Annotated in this window: 23 protein-coding genes; 16 read left to right on the top strand and 7 right to left on the bottom strand. The window is 70.4% G+C overall.

What is annotated here, in order from left to right:
* Positions 1–65 precede the first annotated feature (65 nt).
* Positions 66–713 carry an HAD family hydrolase gene (locus ACIHIX_RS43210; RefSeq protein ID WP_399966083.1) on the top strand — a complete coding sequence of 216 codons (648 nt, stop codon included), beginning with the start codon at positions 66–68 and terminating at the stop codon, positions 711–713.
* A 9-nt stretch (positions 714–722) separates the two neighbouring features.
* Here the strand turns inward: ACIHIX_RS43210 and ACIHIX_RS43205 are convergent, their stop codons facing one another.
* A complete protein-coding gene (locus ACIHIX_RS43205; RefSeq protein WP_399966082.1) occupies positions 723–1613 on the bottom strand; it encodes a LysR substrate-binding domain-containing protein in 891 nt (296 codons plus the stop codon).
* Between the two features lie 118 nt (positions 1614–1731).
* Between ACIHIX_RS43205 and ACIHIX_RS43200 the strand changes: the two genes are divergently transcribed.
* The 6 genes from ACIHIX_RS43200 (at position 1732) to ACIHIX_RS43175 (ending at position 9586) form a co-directional block, all read left to right on the top strand.
* Positions 1732–2898 (top strand): mandelate racemase/muconate lactonizing enzyme family protein, encoded by a 1167-nt coding sequence (locus tag ACIHIX_RS43200; RefSeq protein WP_399966081.1) that lies wholly within the window; start codon positions 1732–1734, stop codon positions 2896–2898.
* Between the two features lie 127 nt (positions 2899–3025).
* The gene (locus ACIHIX_RS43195) at positions 3026–3973 is read left to right on the top strand and encodes a 5-dehydro-4-deoxyglucarate dehydratase (protein ID WP_399966079.1); all 948 of its coding nucleotides are present in this window, start codon (positions 3026–3028) and stop codon (positions 3971–3973) included.
* 265 nt (positions 3974–4238) lie between these two features.
* A complete protein-coding gene (locus tag ACIHIX_RS43190) occupies positions 4239–5579 on the top strand; it encodes a gluconate:H+ symporter (RefSeq protein ID WP_399966078.1) in 1341 nt (446 codons plus the stop codon).
* A 30-nt stretch (positions 5580–5609) separates the two neighbouring features.
* A complete protein-coding gene (locus ACIHIX_RS43185) occupies positions 5610–6947 on the top strand; it encodes an enolase C-terminal domain-like protein (protein ID WP_399966077.1) in 1338 nt (445 codons plus the stop codon).
* A 124-nt stretch (positions 6948–7071) separates the two neighbouring features.
* Entirely contained in the window at positions 7072–7806 is a 735-nt protein-coding gene (locus ACIHIX_RS43180) for a response regulator transcription factor (protein ID WP_399966076.1), read from the top strand.
* Entirely contained in the window at positions 7796–9586 is a 1791-nt protein-coding gene (locus ACIHIX_RS43175; protein ID WP_399966075.1) for a sensor histidine kinase, read from the top strand. The genes ACIHIX_RS43180 and ACIHIX_RS43175 overlap by 11 nt, the downstream gene beginning before the upstream one ends.
* Positions 9587–9601: 15 nt before the next feature.
* Here the strand turns inward: ACIHIX_RS43175 and ACIHIX_RS43170 are convergent, their stop codons facing one another.
* Positions 9602–10681 (bottom strand): trypsin-like serine peptidase, encoded by a 1080-nt coding sequence (locus ACIHIX_RS43170; RefSeq protein WP_399966074.1) that lies wholly within the window; start codon positions 10679–10681, stop codon positions 9602–9604.
* Positions 10682–10833: 152 nt separating this feature from the next.
* On the opposite strand from ACIHIX_RS43170, the gene ACIHIX_RS43165 reads away from it, so the two are divergent.
* The 6 genes from ACIHIX_RS43165 to ACIHIX_RS43140 all read left to right on the top strand — a co-directional run bounded on the left by ACIHIX_RS43165 (position 10834) and on the right by ACIHIX_RS43140 (position 15568).
* Positions 10834–11427 carry a hypothetical protein gene (locus ACIHIX_RS43165; protein ID WP_399966073.1) on the top strand — a complete coding sequence of 198 codons (594 nt, stop codon included), beginning with the start codon at positions 10834–10836 and terminating at the stop codon, positions 11425–11427.
* Complete coding sequence (locus ACIHIX_RS43160; RefSeq protein WP_399966072.1) at positions 11411–12496, top strand: hypothetical protein; 1086 nt, start codon at positions 11411–11413, stop codon at positions 12494–12496. Before ACIHIX_RS43165 ends, ACIHIX_RS43160 begins: the two co-directional genes overlap by 17 nt.
* Positions 12493–13236 (top strand): ABC transporter ATP-binding protein, encoded by a 744-nt coding sequence (locus ACIHIX_RS43155; RefSeq protein WP_399966071.1) that lies wholly within the window; start codon positions 12493–12495, stop codon positions 13234–13236. The genes ACIHIX_RS43160 and ACIHIX_RS43155 overlap by 4 nt, the downstream gene beginning before the upstream one ends.
* The gene (locus tag ACIHIX_RS43150; RefSeq protein WP_399966070.1) at positions 13233–14462 is read left to right on the top strand and encodes an ABC transporter permease; all 1230 of its coding nucleotides are present in this window, start codon (positions 13233–13235) and stop codon (positions 14460–14462) included. Before ACIHIX_RS43155 ends, ACIHIX_RS43150 begins: the two co-directional genes overlap by 4 nt.
* 154 nt (positions 14463–14616) lie before the next feature.
* Positions 14617–14877, top strand: coding sequence for a hypothetical protein (locus ACIHIX_RS43145; RefSeq protein WP_399966069.1), 261 nt, complete (start codon positions 14617–14619; stop codon positions 14875–14877).
* 70 nt (positions 14878–14947) lie between these two features.
* Positions 14948–15568 (top strand): TetR/AcrR family transcriptional regulator, encoded by a 621-nt coding sequence (locus ACIHIX_RS43140; RefSeq protein WP_399966068.1) that lies wholly within the window; start codon positions 14948–14950, stop codon positions 15566–15568.
* Positions 15569–15875: 307 nt separating this feature from the next.
* Here the strand turns inward: ACIHIX_RS43140 and ACIHIX_RS43135 are convergent, their stop codons facing one another.
* Positions 15876–16253, bottom strand: coding sequence for a fic family toxin-antitoxin system, toxin component (locus ACIHIX_RS43135; protein WP_399966067.1), 378 nt, complete (start codon positions 16251–16253; stop codon positions 15876–15878).
* On the bottom strand, positions 16253–16492 hold the full coding sequence (locus ACIHIX_RS43130; protein ID WP_399966066.1) for a hypothetical protein: 240 nt from the start codon (positions 16490–16492) through the stop codon (positions 16253–16255). Before ACIHIX_RS43130 ends, ACIHIX_RS43135 begins: the two co-directional genes overlap by 1 nt.
* Positions 16493–16679: 187 nt before the next feature.
* On the opposite strand from ACIHIX_RS43130, the gene ACIHIX_RS43125 reads away from it, so the two are divergent.
* Positions 16680–17810: a glycosyltransferase gene (locus ACIHIX_RS43125; protein WP_399966065.1), complete on the top strand. Its 1131-nt coding sequence runs from the start codon at positions 16680–16682 to the stop codon at positions 17808–17810.
* A gap of 13 nt (positions 17811–17823) precedes the next feature.
* Here the strand turns inward: ACIHIX_RS43125 and ACIHIX_RS43120 are convergent, their stop codons facing one another.
* Positions 17824–18471, bottom strand: coding sequence for a TetR/AcrR family transcriptional regulator (locus tag ACIHIX_RS43120; protein WP_399966064.1), 648 nt, complete (start codon positions 18469–18471; stop codon positions 17824–17826).
* 287 nt (positions 18472–18758) lie between these two features.
* Between ACIHIX_RS43120 and ACIHIX_RS43115 the strand changes: the two genes are divergently transcribed.
* Positions 18759–19109 (top strand): hypothetical protein, encoded by a 351-nt coding sequence (locus ACIHIX_RS43115; protein ID WP_399966063.1) that lies wholly within the window; start codon positions 18759–18761, stop codon positions 19107–19109.
* A gap of 76 nt (positions 19110–19185) precedes the next feature.
* On the opposite strand, the gene ACIHIX_RS43110 is transcribed toward ACIHIX_RS43115, so the two are convergent.
* Entirely contained in the window at positions 19186–19722 is a 537-nt protein-coding gene (locus ACIHIX_RS43110) for a DUF4232 domain-containing protein (protein ID WP_399966062.1), read from the bottom strand.
* Between the two features lie 209 nt (positions 19723–19931).
* Between ACIHIX_RS43110 and ACIHIX_RS43105 the strand changes: the two genes are divergently transcribed.
* On the top strand, positions 19932–20675 hold the full coding sequence (locus ACIHIX_RS43105) for a hypothetical protein (protein WP_399966061.1): 744 nt from the start codon (positions 19932–19934) through the stop codon (positions 20673–20675).
* A gap of 22 nt (positions 20676–20697) precedes the next feature.
* Here ACIHIX_RS43105 and secY read toward each other — a convergent pair whose 3' ends face one another.
* Positions 20698–22011: a preprotein translocase subunit SecY gene (secY, locus tag ACIHIX_RS43100; RefSeq protein ID WP_399966060.1), complete on the bottom strand. Its 1314-nt coding sequence runs from the start codon at positions 22009–22011 to the stop codon at positions 20698–20700.
* Between the last annotated feature and the right edge of the window lie 61 nt (positions 22012–22072).

Here is a 22072-nt window from a genome sequence, read left to right as displayed (position 1 = left end):
TCTCGTGCATGCTGCCATCCCTCCGGAAGGGAAGGCGAATGACCTGGGCGGTTAGGGTCGGCGGCATGCGTCTTGCTCTCTTCGACCTGGACGGCACCCTGGTCGACCGCCGTGCCGCGTTCGCCGATGCCATAGCCGACCTCGTCCACGACCACGCCTACGGTCCGGAGATCGAGGGCTGGCTGCGTGCCGAGCTGGCCGACAGCGCGGATCGCGGTGACTTCGAGCGGTTGCGTGCCGCGTTCCCGGTCCGGGAGTCTCCCGAGCATCTGTGGCGGGTGTACGTCGACCGCATGGCGTCCGCCGTGCACTGCCGCCCCGTCGTGCTCGACAGTCTGGCGCGGCTGAAGGACGCGGGCTGGAGCATCGGGGTCGCGACCAACGGGGCCAGTGACATCCAGCGCGCCAAGGTGAGGGCCACCGGTCTCGCCGATCTGATCGACGGGATCGCCGCGTCCGGTGACATCGACGTGCGCAAGCCCGATGCGCGGCTGTTCGAGCTCGCCGCGGCTCGGTGCGGCACGCAGTTGACTCCCGGGGACTGGATGACCGGTGACAACCCCGAGTCGGACATCGCCGGTGGTGCGGCGGCGGGGCTGCGCACGATCTGGGTGCGGGGCCGTGACTGGCCGGACGGGCTCACGGTTGCGCATCACACGGCTGACGACGTCGTCGAGGCCGTCGACTATCTGCTGGCTCACTCCATGCCGTAGCCCGGCCGGTCACGCCATGCGCCTGCGCAGGCGGTGCAGCAGCGCGTGGAGAGCGGGGGCGTCGTTGGCGCGGCGCCAGACCAGGTCCAGTTCCACCGTGGCCGGTACGGGGAGTTCGAGGGGTTTGAAGACGACGTCGGGGTGGCGCAGTTGTGCGGCGGTCTCGGGGACGAGTGCCACGCCGAGGCCCACGTTGACCAGGGCGAGGATGCTGTGGACCTGGCTGAGGTACTGGGAGTAGACAGGGGTGACCTGGGCGGAGCGGAAGACGCTGATGAGCAGTTCGTGGAAGTAGCGGGCCTCCACGGGTGAGTACATCAGCAGTTCCTGGCCCTCGAAGTCCTTGATGTGCAGCGCTCCTTCACCCTTCGCGAGTTCGTGGGTCGCGGGCAGCGCGGCGACCAGTTGTTCCTTCACGGCGGGTGTGGAGACAAGGTCGGGGCCGATGGCCGAGGGGCGGACCAGGGCGAGGTCGAGGCTGTTGTCGGCGAGCGCGGCGAGCTGGTCCCGGGTGACCATCTCGCGCAGGACGATCTCGGCGCGGGGCATCGCCTCGTGGGCGGTGCTCAGCAGGGTGCCGAGCACGGAGTGGGCGCTGGCGGCGGTGAAACCGACGGTGATGCTGCCCGCCTCCCCCGACGACACCTGCCGTACGGCGAGAGTGGCGTGCTCGGACTGGCGCAGGATGGTGCGGGCCTCGGCGAGGAAGGCCCGGCCCGCGGGGGTGAGTTGGACCGATTTGTTGGTGCGGTTGAGGAGTTGGGCGCCGAGGTCGTGCTCCAGCTGCCGTATCTGCCGGCTCAGCGGGGGCTGGGTCATGCGGAGGCGCTGTGCCGCGCGGGTGAAGTGCAGTTCCTCGGCGACGGCCACGAAGCTGGTCAGTTGCGTGAGTGTGAACAACGATGCTCTCCCGGTATCAACGTATGCAAATTTTGAGTTAGACGTGCATTCTCCGGAGCCCTAGCTTCAGGGGGCAACCAACCCCTGCAAGGCACCGGAGCTGCACGTGGTGAGCACGATGAACTCGACGCCGTACGGCACACGCCAGGGCGAGGCGACGCTGGACCGGATCTCCTGGCTCAAGCTGTCCTCGGTCGTCCTTCCGCTGGCCACGCCGGTGAGTGACGCCAAGGTGTTGACGGGTCGACAGACACCTATGACCGAGGTCGCCTTCCTCTTCGTGGAGGTCGGCACCGAGCAGGGGTACGAGGGTGTCGGCTTCAGTTACTCCAAGCGTGCGGGCGGGCCCGGTCAGTTCGCACACGCCAAGGAGATAGCGCCCGCACTGATCGGGGAGGACCCCAGCGACATCGCCCGGATCTGGACGAAGCTGGTGTGGGCGGGGGCCTCGGTCGGGCGCAGTGGTCTTGCCACGCAGGCCGTCGCCGCCTTCGACATCGCGCTGTGGGACCTGAAGGCCAAGCGGGCCGGTCTGCCGCTCGCGAAGCTGCTGGGCGCCCACCGGGATTCGGTGCGCTGCTACAACACCTCCGGGGGCTTCCTGCACGCTCCGACCGAGCAGGTCCTCGAGAACGCCACCGCCTCGCTGGCCGGCGGCATCGGCGGTATCAAGATCAAGGTCGGTCAGCCGGACGGCCGGGCGGACCTGCGCCGTGTGACCGCCGTACGCGAGCACCTCGGGGACGACGTGCCGCTGATGGTCGACGCGAACCAGCAGTGGGACCGGCCGACCGCGCAGCGGATGGGGCGGGCGCTGGAGGAGTTCGGTCTGGTCTGGATCGAGGAGCCGCTCGACGCGTACGACGCCCAGGGGCACGCCGCGCTCGCCGCGTCGCTGGACACGCCCGTCGCGTCGGGCGAGATGCTCGCGAGCGTGGCCGAGCACCAGGAGCTGCTGCGGCACCACGCGGTGGACGTCATCCAGCCGGACGCGCCGCGCATCGGCGGCATCACGCAGTTCCTGCGGCTGGCCGCGCTCGCCGAGATCCAGCATGTGCACCTCGCACCTCACTTCGCCATGGAGATCCATCTGCATCTGGCCGCGGCCTATCCGCACGAGCCGTGGGTGGAGCACTTCGACTGGCTGGAGCCGCTGTTCAACGAGCGGCTGCGGATCAGCGACGGCCGGATGCATCTGTCGTCGCGGCCCGGCCTCGGCATCACCCTCAGCGAGCAGGCCCGCGCCTGGACACAGGCCGTGCACGAGGTGGGCGTGCGGCCCTGAGCCGACGTACCGGGTGATTTCCGGCGGTCGGCCGCATCGGGTGTGCTCCGGCCATTGACCAAGCGCGGTCATCACCCTAACCTCCATCCTCATATGTAGATAGAGTCCATATACATGGAGTGAGTTCATGATTCTGAACAGGGCGGCTCAGGACGCTGCTCGGCGCCTGCAGGACGGCATGGCGCGCGGTGTGCTGTCCTTCCCGCTGACCAGCTTCGCGGCGGACGGCAGCCTTGATCTGGACGCCTACCGCACCTATGTGGCGGGGCAGTTGGCCACCGAGCCGGGCGCGGTCTTCCCCGCCTGCGGCACGGGGGAGTTCAGCGCGCTGGACGAGGACGAGTACCGGCAGGTCGTCACCGCGGCCGTGGAGGTGGCCGACGGCCGGATACCCGTCGTCGCCGGTATCGGGTACGGCTGGGCGCAGGCCGTGCGGTTCGCGCGGATCGCGGAGGAGGCGGGGGCGGACGCCGCGCTCGTACTCCCCCACTACCTGGTCAAGGGCCCGCAGGAGGGGCTGGTCGAGCAGGTCCGCCGGATCGCCGCGGGCACCGGCATCCCGCTCATCGTCTACCAGCGCGACCATGTCGCCTTCAGCATCGAGAGCCTGCGCCGCATCGCCGAACTGCCCACGGTCATCGGCCTCAAGGACGGCCACAGCGACCTGGACCGGCTCCAGCGCCTCACCCTCGCCGCCCCGGACCATCTGCTCTTCTTCAACGGGGCCGCCACCGCGGAGATCCAGGCCCGCGCCTACGCCACGGTCGGTGTGCCCGCGTACTCCTCGGCGGTGCACGCCTTCGCGCCCGAGATCGCGGACGCGTTCTTCGCCGCGCTCCGTGACGGTGACGACAGCACCGTCGACCGGCTGCTGCGGGACTTCTACGTGCCGCTGGTCGAGCTGCGGGACCGGGTGCCGGGTTACGCGGTCTCGCTCGTCAAGGCCGCGGCGCGGCTGCGCGGGAGGCCGGTCGGGCCGGTACGCGCGCCGCTGACCGATCCCGGTCCGCAGGACCTCGCCGAGCTGGAGAAGCTTCTGGAGACCGGCCTGGGGCTGGTCGGAGCAGCCGGCTGAGACATCGGCCGAGGCCCTGAGCGAGCCATCGGCTCAGGCCTCACGGGCGTCAGCTGAACCATCGGTTGAGCCACCTTTCAGCGGAGCGCCCACCACCGGCTCCGCCCACCTCCACGCTCCTCCGTACCCCTGGCGGAGCGCCCGTCGGCACCCACGCCTGCCGTTGCCCCACCCCCACCTCGCCCCACCTCACCACGACAGACGGCCGCCGCCCCTGGGCGGGTGGCGGTCGTCATCTGCGCACAGTTCAAAGGGGAACTGATCCATGCCTCTTGTCGTCGTCGGAATCAGCGTGCTGGTCCTGCTGTTCCTCATGACCAAGCTCAAGCTCAACGGCCTCATCGCCCTCCTCCTCGTGGCCGTCGGGGTCGCGCTCGTGCAGGGAATCCCGGCCGCGGAGATCGGTGACGTCCTCGGCGAGGGCGTCGGTGACCAGATCGGCGACACCCTGCTCGTCGTCGGCCTCGGTGCCATGCTCGGCCGGGTCATGGGCGACTCCGGTGCCGCGCAACGCATAGCCGGCCGGCTCGTCGACGCCTTCGGACCGCGGCACGTCCAGATCGCCATGGTGATCACCGCCATGCTCATCGGCGTGACCATGTTCTACGAGGTCGCCTTCGTCATCATCGTGCCGGTCGCCTTCACCATCGTCCGGGTCACCCGCAAGAACCTGCTGTGGGTCGGCCTTCCGATGTCGATCGCCCTGTCCACGATGCACAGCTTCCTGCCGCCCCACCCCGGCCCCACCGCCGTCGCCGCGACCTTCGACGCGTCCGTGGGTCACACCCTGCTCTACGGTCTCTTCTTCGCCGTGCCGATCGGTGCGGGCATCGCGCTGGTGTGGCCGCGGCTGCCGTTCGTCCGGCGGATGGACCCCTCGATCCCCCAAGGGCTCGTCACGGAGCGGGTGTTCGAGGAGGACGAGATGCCGGGCATGGGCTGGTCGCTGTTCGTCGCACTGGTCCCGATCGTGCTGATCGCGGGGGCCGCCGTGGCCGACATGGCGGTGGACGACGACAAGAACGAGGTCCTGCACGCCGTCGACTTCATCGGCTCGGCCCCGGTCGCCCTGCTCCTCACTCTGTGCCTGGCCATCTGGGCGTTCGGCCCGCGCATCGGCCGCAGCCTGGACGAGGTCAGCGCCTCCTGCGTCTCGGCGGCCAAGTCGATGGCGATGATCCTGCTGGTCATCGGCGCCGGCGGCGCCTACAAGGGCGTCCTTGTCGAGGGCGGGATCGCCGACTACATCAAGGACTTCACCGAAGGCTGGGACATCTCGCCGATCATCCTGGCCTGGCTCATCGCCGCGATCCTGCGCATCGCGCTCGGCTCCGCGACGGTCGCCGTCGTCACGGCCGCCGGTGTGGTGGCCCCGCTCGTCGCGGGCAGCGGTGTCCACCCCGAGCTGATGGTGCTGGCCGTGTCCTGCGGCTCGATCGCCTTCAGCCATGTCAACGACCCCGGCTTCTGGATGTTCAAGGAGTACTTCAACCTGTCGGTCCTCGACGCGATCAAGGCACGTACGACGTACACGACCGTGCTGGCGATCCTCGGCCTGGGCGGCGTACTCGCCGTCGAACGTGTCCTGGACGCCCTGAGCATCTGACCTGCCCTCCCTTGGCCTTAAGGATTTCCGATGACCAGCCGAAACCAGCCCACCGTCACCGCGTTCGCCGTCTATCCCGTCGCGGGCCGTGACTCGATGGAACTGAATCTCTCCGGCGCCCACGGCCCCTACTTCACCCGCAACGTGGTGGTGCTGACGGACTCCGAGGGCCGCACGGGTCTGGGCGAGGTGCCCGGCGGCGAGAAGATCACGCAGACGCTGCGGGACGCCGAGTCCCTGGTCGTGGGCGCGCGGGTGGGCGACTACAAGCGAGTTCTGCGCGAGATCGGGGACCGGTTCGGCGACCGCGACTCCGGCGGTCGTGGCTTGCAGACCTTCGATCTGCGGACGACCGTCCACGCGGTCACCGCCGTCGAGTCCGCGCTCCTCGACCTGCTCGGCCAGCATCTCGACGTCCCCGTCGCGGCCCTGCTCGGCGACGGGCAGCAGCGTGAGTCCGTACGGGTCCTCGGTTATCTCTTCTACGTCGGTGACCCCGACCGCACGGATCTGGAGTACGTCCGCGAGCCCGACGCCAAGGTGGAGTGGCATCGCGTCCGGCACGAGGAGGCGCTCACCCCCGAGGCGATCGTCCGCCAGGCCGAGGCGGCCTACGACCACTACGGCTTCCGGGACTTCAAGCTGAAGGGCGGCGTGCTGGCGGGTACGGAGGAGGTCAAGGCGATCCAAGCGCTGAAGGACCGCTTCCCCGACGCACGGATCACCCTGGACCCCAACGGGGCGTGGTCCCTGCGGGAGGCGATCGAGCTGTGCGCGCCGCTCGTCGGCACCCTCGCCTACGCCGAGGACCCGTGCGGCGCGGAGGACGGCTACTCGGGCCGGGAGATTCTCGCGGAGTTCCGCCGGGCCACCGGCCTGCCCACGGCGACCAACATGATCGCCACCGACTGGCGGCAGCTGACCCACGCACTGGCACTGCAATCCGTGTCCATCCCGCTGGCGGACCCGCACTTCTGGACCATGCAGGGCTCGGTGCGGGTGGCCCAGCTGTGCAACGCCATGGGTCTGACCTGGGGTTGCCACTCCAACAACCACTTCGACATCAGCCTGGCCATGGTCGCGCACTGCGGAGCCGCGGCGCCCGGCGAGTACAACGCCCTCGACACCCACTGGATCTGGCAGGAGGGCCTGGAACGCCTCACCGTCTCGCCGCCCCGCATCGTCGACGGCGAGATCGCGATCCCCCGCGCGCCCGGTCTCGGCGTCCAGCTCGACACCGACCGGCTGCTCGCCGCGCACGAGCTCTACCAGGAGAAGGCCCTCGGCGCCCGGGACGACGCGATCGGCATGCGCTACCTCGTGCCCGACTGGACCTTCGACAGCAAGCGGCCGTGTCTGGTGCGTTGACGCATGTGTGCCGGGGCGCCGGAATGTCAGAATCCTGTTGGGTTCCCGTTGTCCTCCGGTGCCCGCTCGCCCAATTCCGCGGCGGCGGCGAGGTGTGGGCCGCCGCGGTTCCTACGATGACCGCATGTGTGCGTATGTGGTGCTCGCCGACGACGATCCCAAGCAGGCCGAACTCATCCGGCGCTATCTGGAGCGGGAAGGCCACACGGTCTCGGTCGTCCACGACGGGCGGGCCGCCCTGGACGAGCTCCGGCGGCGCATGCCGGATCTCGTGGTGCTGGACTGGATGATGCCCCGCGTCGACGGGCTCGACGTGTGCCGGGTGCTGCGCGCGGAGTCCGAGGTGCCGGTCCTGATGCTCACCGCGCGCGCCGAGGAGGACGACCTGCTCCTGGCGCTCGATCTCGGCGCGGACGACTACATGACCAAGCCCTTCAGCCCGCGCGAGTTGGTCGCCCGCGTACGCACCCTGCTGCGGCGAGCCGGGCGGGGGGCCGCTTCGAGTACCGGGCAGGACGAGCCCGTGTTCGTCGTGGGGTCGCTCGTGGTCGATCCCGGCCGGTTCGAAGTGCGGGTGGACGGGCGGCTGACCGAGTGCACTCCTGGGGAGTTCCGGGTGCTGGAGGTGCTGGCAGCGGCTCCGGGGCGGGTGTTCACGAGGAAGCAGATACTTGAGCGTCTCCACGGGATCGACCGGTATGTGACGACCCGTACGGTCGACGGACACGTCATGAACCTGCGGCGGAAGATCGAGCGCGATCCCGCCCGGCCGGCGTTGCTGCTCACGGTGTACGGAGTGGGCTACAAGATCGCCGAAATCCGCTCCCCCGCTGACGAGGGCGGTCTTCGTGCCCCGTGACCTGCCGTTGCGCAGAAGTCTGCGGTCGCGGCTGCTGGGGCTGTCCGCGCTGGTCTCACTGTGCTCGATCGTGGCGACGGCCTGGCTGGTCGTCAGCCTCACCGCGGTGGCCATCGGCCGCGAGCGGGGGCAGGCTCTCGCCGACGACGCACGGATCTACGACACACTCGTGGGGTACGCGGCCACCCATCCGGACTGGAGTGGCGTCGGGCCCACGCTGCGCGCCCTGTCGGAACGGACCGGCCGACGCGTCACGTTGACCGACGAGGCCCGTCATCCGCTGGCGGACTCCGGGGGCGAGGGTTCGGCGGGGACACTGCCCTCGAAGGCGTCGGCGACGGTCGACGCACTGGCCGTGGACACCACGCTCGCCCGCTCTGCCACCGGCTCCTCCATCGACCGTATCGACCCCCGCGCGGTCGGGCCCTTCCGGTTGACCGGCCGGGAACGGGACGACCTTGCGGCGCGCGCCTCCCGGACAGCGGCCTGCCTGCGCGATGCCGGTCCCGCGCAGGAGGTCGAGGTGTCGCGGGCACCGAACGGGCGGGCGCAGATCGAGGTCGACGGCCATGTCCTCGACACGGGGGACCGTTGCGGCGCCGATGGCCTTCAGCGCCGTACGCGTACGGAGACCCGGGCTCTCGCCCAGCTGGGCGGGCTCGTCAACGACTGCCTCGGTGACCGGCATGCCGCGCAGGTGCGGCTGGCCGACGATCTGACCTGGGTTCCCGCCGACGTGCGCGGTGCCCCCGACACCCGGGCGGTGACGTCCTGTCTCTCCACCGCCCGGCGCGAGCAGCTCGACCCCTATGTGGCGCCGCCCGCGCTGCTCTTCGCCACCGCGCCCGACCGGAAGATCGCCACGTTCTTCGACCTGTCCGGCGTCAACCGGATGCGGATCGTCGGCGTGACCCTCGCGGTGCTCCTGACCACCGTGACGGTCACGTTCGTCGCGGGCACCCGTATGGTGCGGCCGCTGCGGGCGCTGACCGGGGCGGCGCAGCGGATGGCGGACGGCGACCAGAGCGCGCGGGTCGAGGTGGCCGGTGACGACGAGTTCGGCAGGCTCGCCGCGGCGTTCAACCTGATGGCGAGCAGACGGCAGGAACTGGAGTGGCTGCGGCGGGCGTTGGTGAGCGACGTCGCCCATGAGCTGCGGGCGCCGGTCAGCAATGTCCGGGGCTGGCTGGAGGCCGTCGAGGACGGTGTCGTACCCGCCGACGAGAGCCTCGTCTCCTCGCTGCTGGAGGAGGCGATGCTGCTCCAGCACATCATCGACGACCTGCGCGACCTGTCGGCGGCCGACGCCGGTGCGCTGGAGCTGCACCCGGAGGACGTCGATGCCGCCTCTCTGCTCGGCCAGGTAGCCCGCGCCCATCACGGCCACGCCGGGTCCGCGGGGGTGGAGCTGCGGGTACGGGCCGAGGAGGGGCTCGTGCTGTGCGCCGATCCGATGCGGCTGCGGCAGGCGATCGGGAACCTCGTGTCCAACGCCGTACGGCACACGCCGGCCGGTGGCACGGTCGCCCTCTCCGCGCAGCGGGAGGGCGACGACGTGGTGTTCCGCGTCGCGGACACCGGGTCCGGCATCAGCGGTGAGGATCTGCCCAAGGTCTTCGACCGGTTCTGGCGGGCGGAGAAGTCCCGGAGCCGGCAGAGCGGGGGAAGCGGGCTGGGATTGTCGATCGTCCGCAAGCTGGCCGAGGCGCACGGCGGCAGCGCGCAGGTGTCGAGCGTGGTCGGGGAAGGGTCGGTCTTCTCGCTGCGGTTGCCTGGCTGAGGGCTCCGGTGCCGGTCAGTCGGCGTGCTGGGCGGCCGCGTAGAGCGGGCGGGTGATCGCGGAGGTGAACTGCGGGCCGACCAGGTGGCGCTCGCAGGCCGGGGCGTCCGTGTCGTCGCAGACCTCGCCGGAAGGGGTGAGGAAGGCGCTGTGGGTGTTGACGCCGACGACCGTGCCGAGGCCGCTCACCGGGTCGAAGCCGGTCATGCGGGGCCCGCCGCTGGCGCCACCGCCCATCACACAGGCAGTGCCCCACTCACCCCTGGGCTCCGGGAAGTCGGGCGTGCCGGGGTCCTCGCGGGCCGGACCCGTGCAGTGGGCGAGGCGGGCGCCGGTGTACTCGGGCAGGCCCTGTCGCGCCGGGTCGGACGCGGAGCGCGGATAGCCGAACTCGTGCACCGTCCGGTCGCCGGGCCGGTCGAAGGCGATGCGCTGGGCGGCACCGACCACGTCCTGTACGGCGCGGCCCCGGGGGTCGGTGCCGAGGACGACGAACGCCTGGTCGTGGCCGTCGTACGTGCGCGAGTCGATCGCGTCGTACCGCAGCCAGGTCGTGTCGGCCACGCCCAGCCGGCCGACGAACTTCCCGTACGGCGCACGGCCGTCGCGGTAGCCGGGGACGAACATCACGTTCGTCGTCCACTGGTTGTCCTCGCCGAGGAGGTTCGGGCTGTTCACGCAGTGTCCGCCCGTCACCACCGTGCTGCGGTTGGCGCTCGTGACGACGGTCGCGGTGCAACTGGCGTCCTCGCCGTGGTCGGTGAAGAAGAGTCTGCCCACGGTCCGGCCGAGGGTGTCGGCTCCGGTCCAGGGCGCCCCGTCCGGGCCGCTCTTCGGCGGCTGGTCGGGGGATGACGGTTCGGTGAGGGCGGCGATGCGGTCCGGGGTCCAGTAGTTCAGTACGGCTTGTTGCTGAGCCGCGGTGACTGCTTGGGGGTGGAGGGCGACGCCGTCGGCGTGTGGGGTTGTCGCAGCGGCAGGGGCGGACAGGGCGATGCCCGCGGCGAGCGCGGTTGTGGCGAGGGCGAGCGTGCGGCGCGGGTGGTTGCGTGTCCGGTTCCGGCAGCCGTCTGTGCGGCGGGAAGTCTTCGGCATGGGCGGGAGCGTAGGAAGGCGGCGTCGTGATGCTGTCGGCAACCGGTCGGGAAGTTGTGCCTTCGCGACAGCCGGGCGTGGGGCGGACAGTCGCAACAGACGGGCAAGGAATCCTGACGGCTTCCCGACACATGGCGCGGACCATGGCGCCCATGACCCACCCCACCCTTCCCCTCCTCCGCCGCCGCGTGCTCGGCACGGCCGTCCTGCTGTCCGGCGCTCTCCTGCTCACCGGCTGCGGCGGTTCGGACGACGGCAGCTCCACGCGGCAGGACGTGGCGTCCCTGCACAGCGATGCCCCGTCCGGCAAAGCGAGTGCGAGCACCGCACCGGACACCGACGCCGACCGCCCCCAACTGCGCCTGGACAGTTCGGACGCAGAACGCGACCACTACTGGCACATCTACGCGACCTGTCTGAAGGACCACGGGCACAAGATGCTCCCGCAGCGCGGCCCGGACTCCATCGACGACACCGACCAAAGTCCCACGGCCAAAGCCGCCACCAAAGCCTGCGTCAACAAACTGCCTTTGCAGCCACCCGAGTTGGAGCGGTCGACGAATCCGCACTACGACGACGACTACCGGGCCTATGTGAAGTGCCTGAACCGCGAAGGGCTCAAGGTCACCGCGCTGCCCGACAACTCGGGCTGGACGTACGACGGTCAGACCACGATGAGTGAGGCCCGGCAGACCGAGGTCGACAAGAGCTGCACCATGGAGGCCTTCGGTGGCAAGACGCGCTAAGACCGCCGCCGCGCTGAGCGCCCTGCTGGTCGTGGGTGTCTCGGGCGCCGGGGCGGTGGTGTGGAGCGGCGCGCACTCGGGCCGGGACACCGAGGCCGCCGCCCCGTTGCGGGTTCGGACGGTGACGGTGACCAGGACCGACCTCTCCGACAGCCGCACGCTGCCGGGCACCCTGGGCTTCGGCAGGTCACATGTGGCGAAGGGCACCGGGCAGGGTGTGGTCACCGCGCTGCCGAAGCCGGGTGCGCGTGCGGTCAGGGGCCAGGCCCTGTACCGGGTCGACGACCGGCCTGTGCCGGTCTTCTTCGGCGCCACCCCGTTCTTCCGTACTCTGAGCAAGACGGGGGTGCGCGGCCATGATGTGGGCGTGCTCGGGGACAACCTGCGGGCGCTCGGGTACGACACCGGTCCGGCGGGGACCGCCCGGAACGCAGGCGAGGGCGAGGAGTTCACCCCCGGGCTCGCCGCGGCACTCAAGCGGTGGCAGCACGACACCGGACAGGACGCCACCGGCACCCTCGTCCCGGGCCGTGCCGTCGTGCTGCCCGGTGCGGTGCGGGTCGACACCGTCCAGGCACAGGTCGGCGACCCGGCCGACGCCGCTCTGCTCACCTACACCTCCGCCGCCAAGTCCGTCACCGTGCCGGTGGAAGCCACCGACGTGGGGACCATCAAGGTCGGCGACACGGCGCAGATCACGCTGCCCGACGGCAGGACCGTGCGGGCCACCGTCAAGGCACTCGGGCGCACCGTGCAGGGCGGTGGTGCCCAGGACGCGGCGGCGCAGAACGGGCCGGCCACCGTGGACGTGAGCGTCGTCCCCAACCGGGCCGCGGACGTGGGCGGTCTGGACGCGGCGGCGGTACAGGTCAGGTTCGACACGACCGCCCGCAAGGGGGTGCTCACCGTCCCGGTGGGGGCGCTGCTCGCCCTGCGCGAGGGCGGGTACGCCCTGCAACACCCGGACGGCACGCTGGTCGCGGTGCGGACGGGCATGTTCGCGGGCGGCCTCGTCGAGGTGAGCGGCAAGGGACTGGCCGAGGGCAGCAAGGTGGTGACGGCCCCATGACCACTCCCGCCGCTGCTGCCCCTGCCGCCCCTGTCGCCCCTGCCGCCCCTGTTGCGGAGCCCGTTCTCCTCCTCGACGAAGTCACCAAATGCCACCCCGGCGGCGTCACCGCGCTGGACCGGGTGTCGCTGCGGGTCGACGCGGGCGAACTCCTCGCCATCGTCGGCCCGTCCGGGTCCGGCAAGTCGACGCTGCTGCACATCATGGGCACGCTGGACCGGCCGACGACCGGTACCGTCCGCGTGAGCGGGCACGATGTCCGCACACTGCGCGACCGTCACCTCTCCGCACTGCGGGCACGGTCGCTGGGCTTCGTCTTCCAGCACTTCCACCTCACCGACGGGCTGGATGCCACGGAGAACGTGGCAACCGGTCTGCTGTACGCCGGTGTCCCGCGTCGCGAACGCCGGCCGCTGGCGCAGGCGGCACTGGACCGGGTGGGACTCGCGCACCGCCACGCGCACCTCCCCCAGGAGCTGTCCGGGGGCGAGCGCCAGCGGGTCGCCATCGCGCGGGCGCTGGCCACCCGTCCCGCTCTGGTGCTGGCGGACGAGCCGACCGGAGCGCTGGACGCGGCCAACGGCGAAGCCGTACTCGATCTGCTCGTCGAGTTGAACGCGCAGGGCACGACCATCGCCGTCATCACCCACGACCGTGACATCGCGGCCAGGCTGCCGCGCAGGGTGGAGTTGCGTGACGGCCGTATCACCGACGACGTGTGTGAGGTGAGTGCCGTATGACGCGTACGACTGCTGCGCACGGTCCGCGCCCGGTCCGGCCGGCGTTCTCCGACATCCTGCGCCTCGGTCTGCTGGGGATCAGAACCCGTGGTCCGCGGGCCGCGTTGTCCGCTCTCGGCATCTCCATCGGCATCGCCACGCTGGTCGTCGTGACCGCCGTACCCGCCTCCAGCCAGCGGGCGCTGATGGACCGGTTGTCCGCGCTCGGCACGAACATGCTGCGGGTGGCGCCGCAGGCGAACAGCGATCCCCCGGTGGTGCTGCCCTCCGACGCGGACGCCATGGCAGCCCGCATCGGTCCGGTGACGGGCGCGAGCGCGGTCGCCAACACCCATACGACGGTGCTGCGTTCGGACCGGGCCGACCCGGCGGACGCCTCCGGCATCAGCGTCCTGGCCGCCCGCACGAACCTCCTCGGGGCGGTGCACGGCACGGTCCGGTCCGGGACGTTCCTCACCCCGACGACGGCTCGTTTCCCGACCGTGGTGCTGGGCTTCCGGGCCGCGTCCCGGCTCGGCTTCGACCGGGTCCGGCCCGCCCCGGGCGGTCCGTATGCCGGGCAGGTCTACATCGGCGGGCGCTGGTTCACGGTCATAGGCATCCTCGACCCGCTGCCGCTCGCCCCCGACCTCGACAGCGCCGTTCTGGTCGGCTGGAAGGCGGCCCGGGACCGACTCGGCTTCGACGGCCACCCGACGGTCGTCTACGTCACGGCTCGCGAGGCGCGGATCGAGGCAGTGCGTGCCGTGCTGCCGGCCACCGTTCACCCCCAACTGCCGGGCCTGGTCCAGGTCAGCCGCCCGTCGGACGCGCTGGCCGCCAAGCGCGCCACCGAGCAGACGCTGTCGGTGCTCCTGTTGGGGCTCGCGGGGGTCGCCGTGCTCGTGGGAGGTGTGGGCGTGGCCAACACCATGGTCGTCTCGGTGCTGGAACGACGGCGCGAGATCGGCCTGCGCCGGGCGTTGGGCGCCAGTCGCGGGCAGATCCGGGGGCAGTTCCTGGCGGAGTCGGTGGTGTTGTCCGCGCTGGGCGGCGGTGCCGGGACCGTGTTCGGTGCGGCGGGGGCGGCGGGGTACGCCGTGTCGCAGTCCTGGCCCGTGGTGATCCCGACGCTCGCGCTGGTCGCGGGCGGGGCGGGGGCGGTCGTCGTCGGGATGGTGGCGGGTGTGTATCCCGCCGTCCGGGCGTCCTTGCTGCCGCCGACGGAGGCGTTGGCCGCGGTGTGAGGTGTACGGTCGGGACATATATGAAAGGTGTGTCTCGACCGAGCGCCAGGTCGACGGATACCCCGATGCTATTTCGGAACCGGGTCCCTTCAGTCCCTGCGCTCGGCCCGGTCCGTTCTCACACCTACCTTGATCGCCACGCTGCGGCCATGCGATGGTTCTGGCTCGGGCAGGCGCCACCCGGGTACGGCCGGGCCGGTTCCTCCTGGTGTGCGCCTGGTCCGACCTCGGTGTGGCCGTCGTCTATGCGGGCGTGGGCGCGTGGTCGCTGTCCGTGAGCTCCTTCGCGCTGGCGTTCCTCGCCGCGACGGCCTTCCCGGGGCTCGCGTCGGCGGTGCCCCGTAGGCGGGCGGGCCGGACTCGGGCGGTCCGGACGCGAGCGGAGGAACTGAAGGCGGAGGGTGGGGGCCTCTGACGGGGCCTCATGGCCGGTCGACGCGGCACGTGTCACGGGCGGACCCTCAGGCCCACGTATGCTCCCTCGCATGAGTTCCGAGCAGCCTGCCCGTAAGCGTGACGGTGCCGCGACCCGCGAGGCGATCCTGGCCTCGGCCGTCACCGAGTTCACCGAGCACGGCTACGCCCGGGCCGGGGTGCGGCAGATCGCCGAGCGGGCGGGTGTCACGGCGATGATGATCAATCGCTACTTCGGCTCGAAGGAACGGCTGTTCGCCGAGGTCGTCGACCGCGTCTTCGCGCCGCCGACCATCGTCGGCGACCGGCTTCCCGGTCTGGCGGACTCGGTCGCCCGCACGCTCGCCGAGCGCACGGCGCCCGACGCCGAACAGCTCGACCCGTTCCTGCTGTTGCTGCGGTCGGCCGCGGACCCGGAGGCGGCGGACATCGTCCGGCGGGGCATCGAGACCCATGTGGGCGCCCGACTCGCCGGACTGCTCGAAGGCTCGGAAACGGACGTCCGGGCGCAGTTGGGACTCGCGTTGCTCGCCGGTACGTGGTTGCTGCGCAGCATCATCGGCACGACTGCGCTGGCCACGGCCGACAACGACCGACTCACGGGCCTGATCGCGGACATGCTCCGCCCCGTCACCGAGGAGACCGGCATCGCACACCGCTCCGTCGGCGGCCCGGACGACACCGGCGCATAGCCGCCGACCGTTCGGAACCGTGGCGCTGAGAAGGCGGAGCGGATGAGCCCGCCGTCCAGCGGATCGTGGCCCCGCTGACGTACGGGGCGTAGTCGCTGCACAGGCAGGCCAACGACGCCGCGATCTCGTCCGGCACCCCGAGGCGTTCCTGGTCGTCGGGGATGAGGACCTGCACGGCGTGCGGCTGGATCTCCTCCAGGTGTCGCCCCAGCCGCGGGAGGGGCCGATCCCCGTGGCGAATTCCTTCGTCGCCTCGACGAGAATCGCGTGGTCGGTGTCCTGCGCGCGTCATGGCCGTCGTGCCCTCTCAAGTGGCCGTGGGCCAGGTCCGCAGTTGGGCGGCGATCCTCGCGGAGGTGCAGGTCGAGTCGCGGAGCAGGTCGCGCAGGGCGGTGGCATCGTCGCGGGTGGGCTTGACGGGGATGCCGGAGGCTTCCAGGTACATGACGCCCGTCGCCGCGGCCACCGCCATGTTGGAGCGCTCCAGCCAGCGGCAGCGGCCGAGGATGTGGACGAGGGCGGCGGCGCGGGCGTAGGGGCCGTCGTAGACCGGCTGGTCGAGGAGTTCGGCGCGGTGGGCGGCGACGGCGGCGACCGGAATGCCGTAGTCGTCGGGGGCGGGGTCGCGGGCGCCGGCGAGTTCGGCGACCTGCAGGATCCAGGGGACGTCGATGTGCAGGTCCATCAGGCGGCGTGCGCTCCCGGGGCGGTGTGGTCGGCGTCCTCGGCCTCGTCGAAGAGGGCCTGGTGTTCGTCGAGGAAGCGGCGGGCGGCCTCCAGGCCGCGGGCGCGCAGGCCGTCGGTGTCCTCGCGGACCAGGGCGGCGATGTAGTCACCGACGCTCAGGCCACGGTCCTTGGCACGGGCTTTCGCGAGTTCGGCGACCTCGTCGTCCACGCGGGCGCCCAGTTGTGTCTTTGCCATACAGGCATGGTAACAGCTGTTACCAGATCCGTGGCGGGCTGTGTCGCGACCTGAGTCACTTCGGTCGCTGCGGTGACTGAGGGCAGCATCAAAACACGTGTCCTGCGACGGCGTGATTCAACACATGTTTGTCATTTCCCTAATTTGGATAGAGGCACACTTCATCGAATGCCCTACACTCCTCGCCATGCGAATCCTCTTCTCCAGCACTCCGCAACACGGACACCTTCTGCCGGAACTCCCCCTGGCCCGCGCCTTCCGCGACCGCGGCGACGAGGTCGCCGTGATCACCTCGGCTTCCTTCGGGCCCCTGTTCGCCGCCGAGGGCATCACCCTGTTCCCGGTCGGCCCCGAGATTCCCGAGTTGCTCGCGGAAGCCGCGCGGCTGGCGGGAGTGGACGACCCGACGGTGCCCGACCCCGCCGTCGCCGCGGAACTGTTCGCCGGTGCCCGCATCGACCTCACCGCGGACGCTGCGATCGCCGCGGCACGGGACTTCGCGCCGGATCTGATCGTCGCCGAGGCCACCGACTACGTGGGTCCGCTCGTCGCCGCCGCTCTGGAAGTCCCCTACGCCAAGCTCGCCTTCGGCCCGCTGATCCCCGCCCAGTTCACCGACGTCTTCGACACGGTGGCCGAGCGCCGCTACCAGCAGCGCGGGCTGACCGTGCCCCAGCCCGACTGGTACCTGGACCCGTGCCCCGAAGCGCTCCAGGGCCCGGACTGGCAGGCGCCGCACGGCCGTCTGCCGCTGCGCCCGGAACCCCACCGCGGCCTCAACACCCCGCAGCCGCCCGCCGCAGTGCCCACCGGCAACGGCACCCGTCCCAAGGTGCTGCTCTCCTTCGGTACGCACTTCGCCGAGCCGGGGTTGCTGCGCCCGGTCATCGACGCGCTCTCCACGCGGGCCGACCTGGTGGTGACGCTGGGGCTGACCGCGACAGCGGCCGACTACGGCGACGGGCTCGACCATGTCGAGTTCGTCGGCTTCACCCCGCTGGCCGAACTGCTCAGCGGCATCGACCTGGTCGTCACCCACGGTGGCGCGGGCACGACGCTGGCCGCTCTCTCGCGCGGTCTGCCGATGGTCGTCGTACCGCAGGGCGCGGACCAGTTCCTCCAGGCGGGTGCGGTCGCCGCTTCCCGGACCGGTGTCGCTGTCATGCCCCCCGCCGGCACGGACGCGATCGCGAACGCGACGGCGGAGGTCCTCGACAGCGAGGAGTACCGGACGAACGCGCAGCGGATCTCCAAGGAGATCGCGGCGATGCCCTCGCCCCGTGAGGTCGCCGACACCCTGGCCGGCCTCGTGGGCTGACGCGGCGCGGAGGTCAGCCGTCCCTCGGCTCCGCAACGAGGGCGGCGACCGCCTGCTCGGCGAGCCACTGCTCGGTCTCGTCCCAGGACCAACCGTGTTCCGCGACGAACAGGCGCCAGGACGGCAACCCGAACAGGAACCACAGCATGTCGGTGGCGCGCTCGGTGCTCAGGCCGGGACGCAGCGCACCCAGTTCCGCCAGGCGTTCGGCGAGGACTCCCAGCGCCTGGCGGTAGGCGGCGGAGACGTGACGGAGATGCTCCTCGACTTGCTCCTCCACGGCGGCGGCCGTGATCATCACCTGGACGATGTCCAGATGACGCTCGTTGTCCAGGCGCACCCCGTGGGCCATGGTCGCGACCGCCGCGCTGGCGTCGGTCGCGGTACGGACGGCTTCCAGCGTCCGTTCGACGACCGGGTCGTCCACTCCCCGGTTCACCAGGATGTTCAGAATGGCCGACTTGCCGCCGGTGCTCGCGTAGACCGTGGGCACCGCGGTCCCGGCTTTCCGGGCGATGTCGCCGATCGTGACCTTCGCATACCCGTGTGCGACGAAGAGCCGCAGGGCGGCGTCGAGGATGGCGGCCCGGGTTCCCGCGGCGGCTTCGGCCCGCCGGTCGTTACGGTAGGGGCGCCGCCCGCCGCCGGTGTGCGCACTCATGCTTTCCTCTCCTGCGCCGGCGGACGCGTCCTCTGCTTTCGTCGGCCGTCCCTCCATGATGCCCTGCCCAGCCGCAGGTCCTGAGCGGTTGCCGGGGCCGGCCCGCGGCTGGCCGGCGTGGGTCGCTCGGCGCCGACAAGCAGGGGGTGTGGCCTGCTTCTCTGCCGGTCTTCTCACACGTGTGTGGGGTGGCCGGTATTGATCTCTCCCTCACATGGTTGAACGTGCAAGAGTTTGCGCCGAGCACATTTGACGCACAGGAGAGGGTGGATCACATGTTCGCCTCCATGACGGGATTCCGTGCCGGAGTCGCCGGCGCGACCTTGGCCGGCGCGCTGGTCGTCGGCGCCGGTGCCGGCACAGCGGTCGCGGCCGGCTGGCCCGCGTTGCAGCAGGGCGCGTATCTCTACCCGGGCACCACCGGGACGGGTACGGCGACCGAGGCCGACCTCACTGACCTGGGAACCTGCCACACCCTGTCGAAGCCGGCTCTGTCGGTTCAGGTCGTCTCGGGCTCCGCGTCCCTGGAGCTGCACCCCGGGGCCGGCTGCACCGGCGCCGTTGCCTGGCGCAGCGGCTCTCTGGCCCAAACCGACCTTCCCTGGGCGGCGTTGAGCTACCGGGTGGTCACGGCCTGATCGTGCACGGATGCCCCCGCCTGGTGTGGGCGTTCTTGGGGTCCTGCCGCCGCAGGACCCCAGGTGACGCGGGCCGTCAGAACCTCGGTCCGGTGCCCTTCGCCAGCGGGGTGATGTCGATGCGGCCCTTCTGGAGGACCTCGCCCAGCTTCCACGTCGTGTTGAGGTGGTGGCGGGAGTCGGGCGGAGTGACCTCCAGCCGGGTGGGGTTCTTCTCCGCCTTGGTCGGTTCACCCGCGGCCGGTACCGCTCCCCAGTGCAGCCGGGTGTAGGCGCTCTGCCCCGGCTTGAGAGTGATCAGTGGGGTCCGGCCCTCGTCGCGGACCACGTGCGTGGGCACGTCCTTGCCGCGGGAGCCGAGGAGTTGCAGCCCCACGTAGCCCTCGGTCCGGACGGTCCTGTGGGTCTTGTTGGTGAGAATCACCGTCGCGTAGCGCTGTCCCGCACCCGAGTCCAGCGCGTGCACACGTACGGACAGCGAGGACGTGTCCGCCCAGCCCGGCCGGGTCGCGGCCTGCGACGGAGCGGCGGTGATGCCGACCAGAGCCGCTGCGGCGAGAGCCGAGAGAGCGGCAGGTGTGACGAGGCGGTGGATGCGCCCGTTGGAGAACATGGTGTGTTCCTTTCCGGATGCCCTGTTTTGAGGCCTTCCGATATGCATGAGGCTTTCGGGAGACGGGCGGTTCGCGCACCTTCCGGTTCTTTACGTCCCGGTGGACCTTGTTGAATCGCCTTTGGGTGTTTCGTGACCACCGAGTCGCGACCGCACGTTGTGCGATCATCGCCTCTCACACGTGTGCGGAGTGTTCGAGGAGGCGTCGAGTGATTTCCGAGCCTGAGATGACGGAAGGCGTCGACCCGCCGGAGTCCCGCGAGGTCGTGGCCGACCTCGTGCAGCGGTCCCCCGCACGCTCCCTGCGCCGAAGGCCGTGGCTGTGGCCGGCTCTGGGCGGCGCGTCGGCGGCGTCCGCACTGTGGGCCGTGGCGGTTCTCGTTCTCAACGTGGGTGACCAGAGCCCTGATCTCCGCGGATACCGGCTGGACCGGGACTCCTGCAAATCGGCGCGGTTGGCATCGCTTCAGGAGGAGCTCGCGCTGAAGAGCGTGCCGAACAGCGTCGATGAGGAGCTGTTGAAGCACTCGGCGCTCGACCAGGTTCACTGCTCCCTGGGGTTCCAGAAGAGGGCTGAGACCAAGCCGGGCGGCCATTGGCAGGTGAGCACCACCGTCGGTGTCGCTGTGGCACTTCACAAGGCGACCGATCCGCGCGACGAGTTCGACGCCGACCGGCGGGTGACGGACCTGGGCGTCGTGGCGGCGGACAATGTCAAGCCAGTGCCCGATCTCGGTGACGAGGCGTTCCTGATCGTCGAGGACTTCGGCCACACCGAACTCAGGGTGCTCGACGGAGCGGCGGTCGTGACCCTGAGTCTGTCCACCACCACCTACTACGAGGGAGAAATGGACACCGCCGAGGAGAGTCCCGAACTCCCTGATGTGTCGACCTACTGGCCCGCCATGATCAGCGACATGCGTGAGCTGATGGCGGACTTCAGGCGGGCGTGAATGAGCCCCGAGAGCCAGTTCCTCAGCGCAGGAAACCCTCGTAGTGGCGCTGTTGGAGCTGGCTCTCGATCTGCCGGACGGTTTCCAGGCCGACACCGACGACGATCAGGATGCTGGTCCCGCCGAACGGGAAGTTGTTCGTCGCCCCGAACCCGATCAGGGCGATGGTGGGCACGAGGGCGATCAGCCCCAGATACAGGGAGCCCGGCCAGGTGATCCGGGTGAGGACGTACGACAGGTACTGCGCGGTCGGCCGGCCCGCCCGGATGCCGGGGACGAAGCCGCCGTACTGCTTCATGTTGTCCGCGACCTCGTCCGGGTTGAAGGAGATGGAGACGTAGAAGAACGCGAAGAACACGATCAGCAGGAAGTACAGGCTGATGTAGATCGGGTGGTCGCCCTTGGTCAGGTTCTGTTCGATCCAGGTCTTCCAGCCGGGCGTGCCGTCGGCGAACTGCGCGACGAGGGCCGGTATGTAGAGCAGTGACGACGCGAAGATGACCGGGATGACGCCGGCCTGGTTGACCTTCAGCGGGATGTAGGTGGACGTACCGCCGTAGGCGCGGCGGCCGATCATCCGCTTCGCGTACTGCACGGGGATGCGGCGTTGGGCCTGCTCGACGAAGACCACCAGGCCGACCATGACCAGGCCGACGAGGATGACGGTGCCGAACTCGATCCAGCCGTCGGCCAGGGTGCCGGACTTCTTGATGGCCCACAGGGCGGACGGGAAGGTGGCGGCGATCGAGACGAACATGAGGATCGACATGCCGTTGCCGATGCCGCGGTCGGTGATGAGCTCACCGAGCCACATCACGAGGGCGGTGCCCGCCGTCATCGTCACGACCATCACGACCGTCGTGAAGATCGAGCGGTCCGGGACGATGGACGAGGCGGTCGTGCAGCCGGAGAAGAGCGCGCCGCTGCGGGCGGTGGCGACGAGGCCCGTGCCTTGAAGGATGGCGAGCGCGACGGTCAGGTAGCGGGTGTACTGCGTGATCTTCGCCGTACCGGCCTGGCCCTCCTTCTTGAGGGCTTCCAGACGCGGGATCACGACGGTCAGCAGCTGGAGGATGATGCTCGCCGTGATGTACGGGAGGATGCCCAGCGCGAAGATCGTGATCTGGAGCAGCGCGCCACCACTGAAGAGGTTGACCAGGCCGAACAGCCCTTGGTTGCCGGAAGCCTGTGAGACGCATTCCTGGACGGCTCTGTAGTCGACACCCGGGATCGGGACATGCGTGCCGACCCGGTACACCACGATGACGGCCAGTGTGAAGAGCAGCTTCCTACGCAGGTCAGGTGTCCTGAACGCCTGGATGAACGCGATGAGCACGGGGCCTCCTGCGATGAAGCGGCACGGCCAAGAGATCGCATGTCTCTCCGGCGGGATGGGT

This window comes from Streptomyces sp. NPDC051913, from assembly GCF_044593635.1.
In the GTDB taxonomy this organism is placed as follows: domain Bacteria; phylum Actinomycetota; class Actinomycetes; order Streptomycetales; family Streptomycetaceae; genus Streptomyces.
The sequence above is the reverse complement of the archived record's forward strand: the minus strand, read 5'-3'. Positions and strand labels throughout refer to the sequence as shown.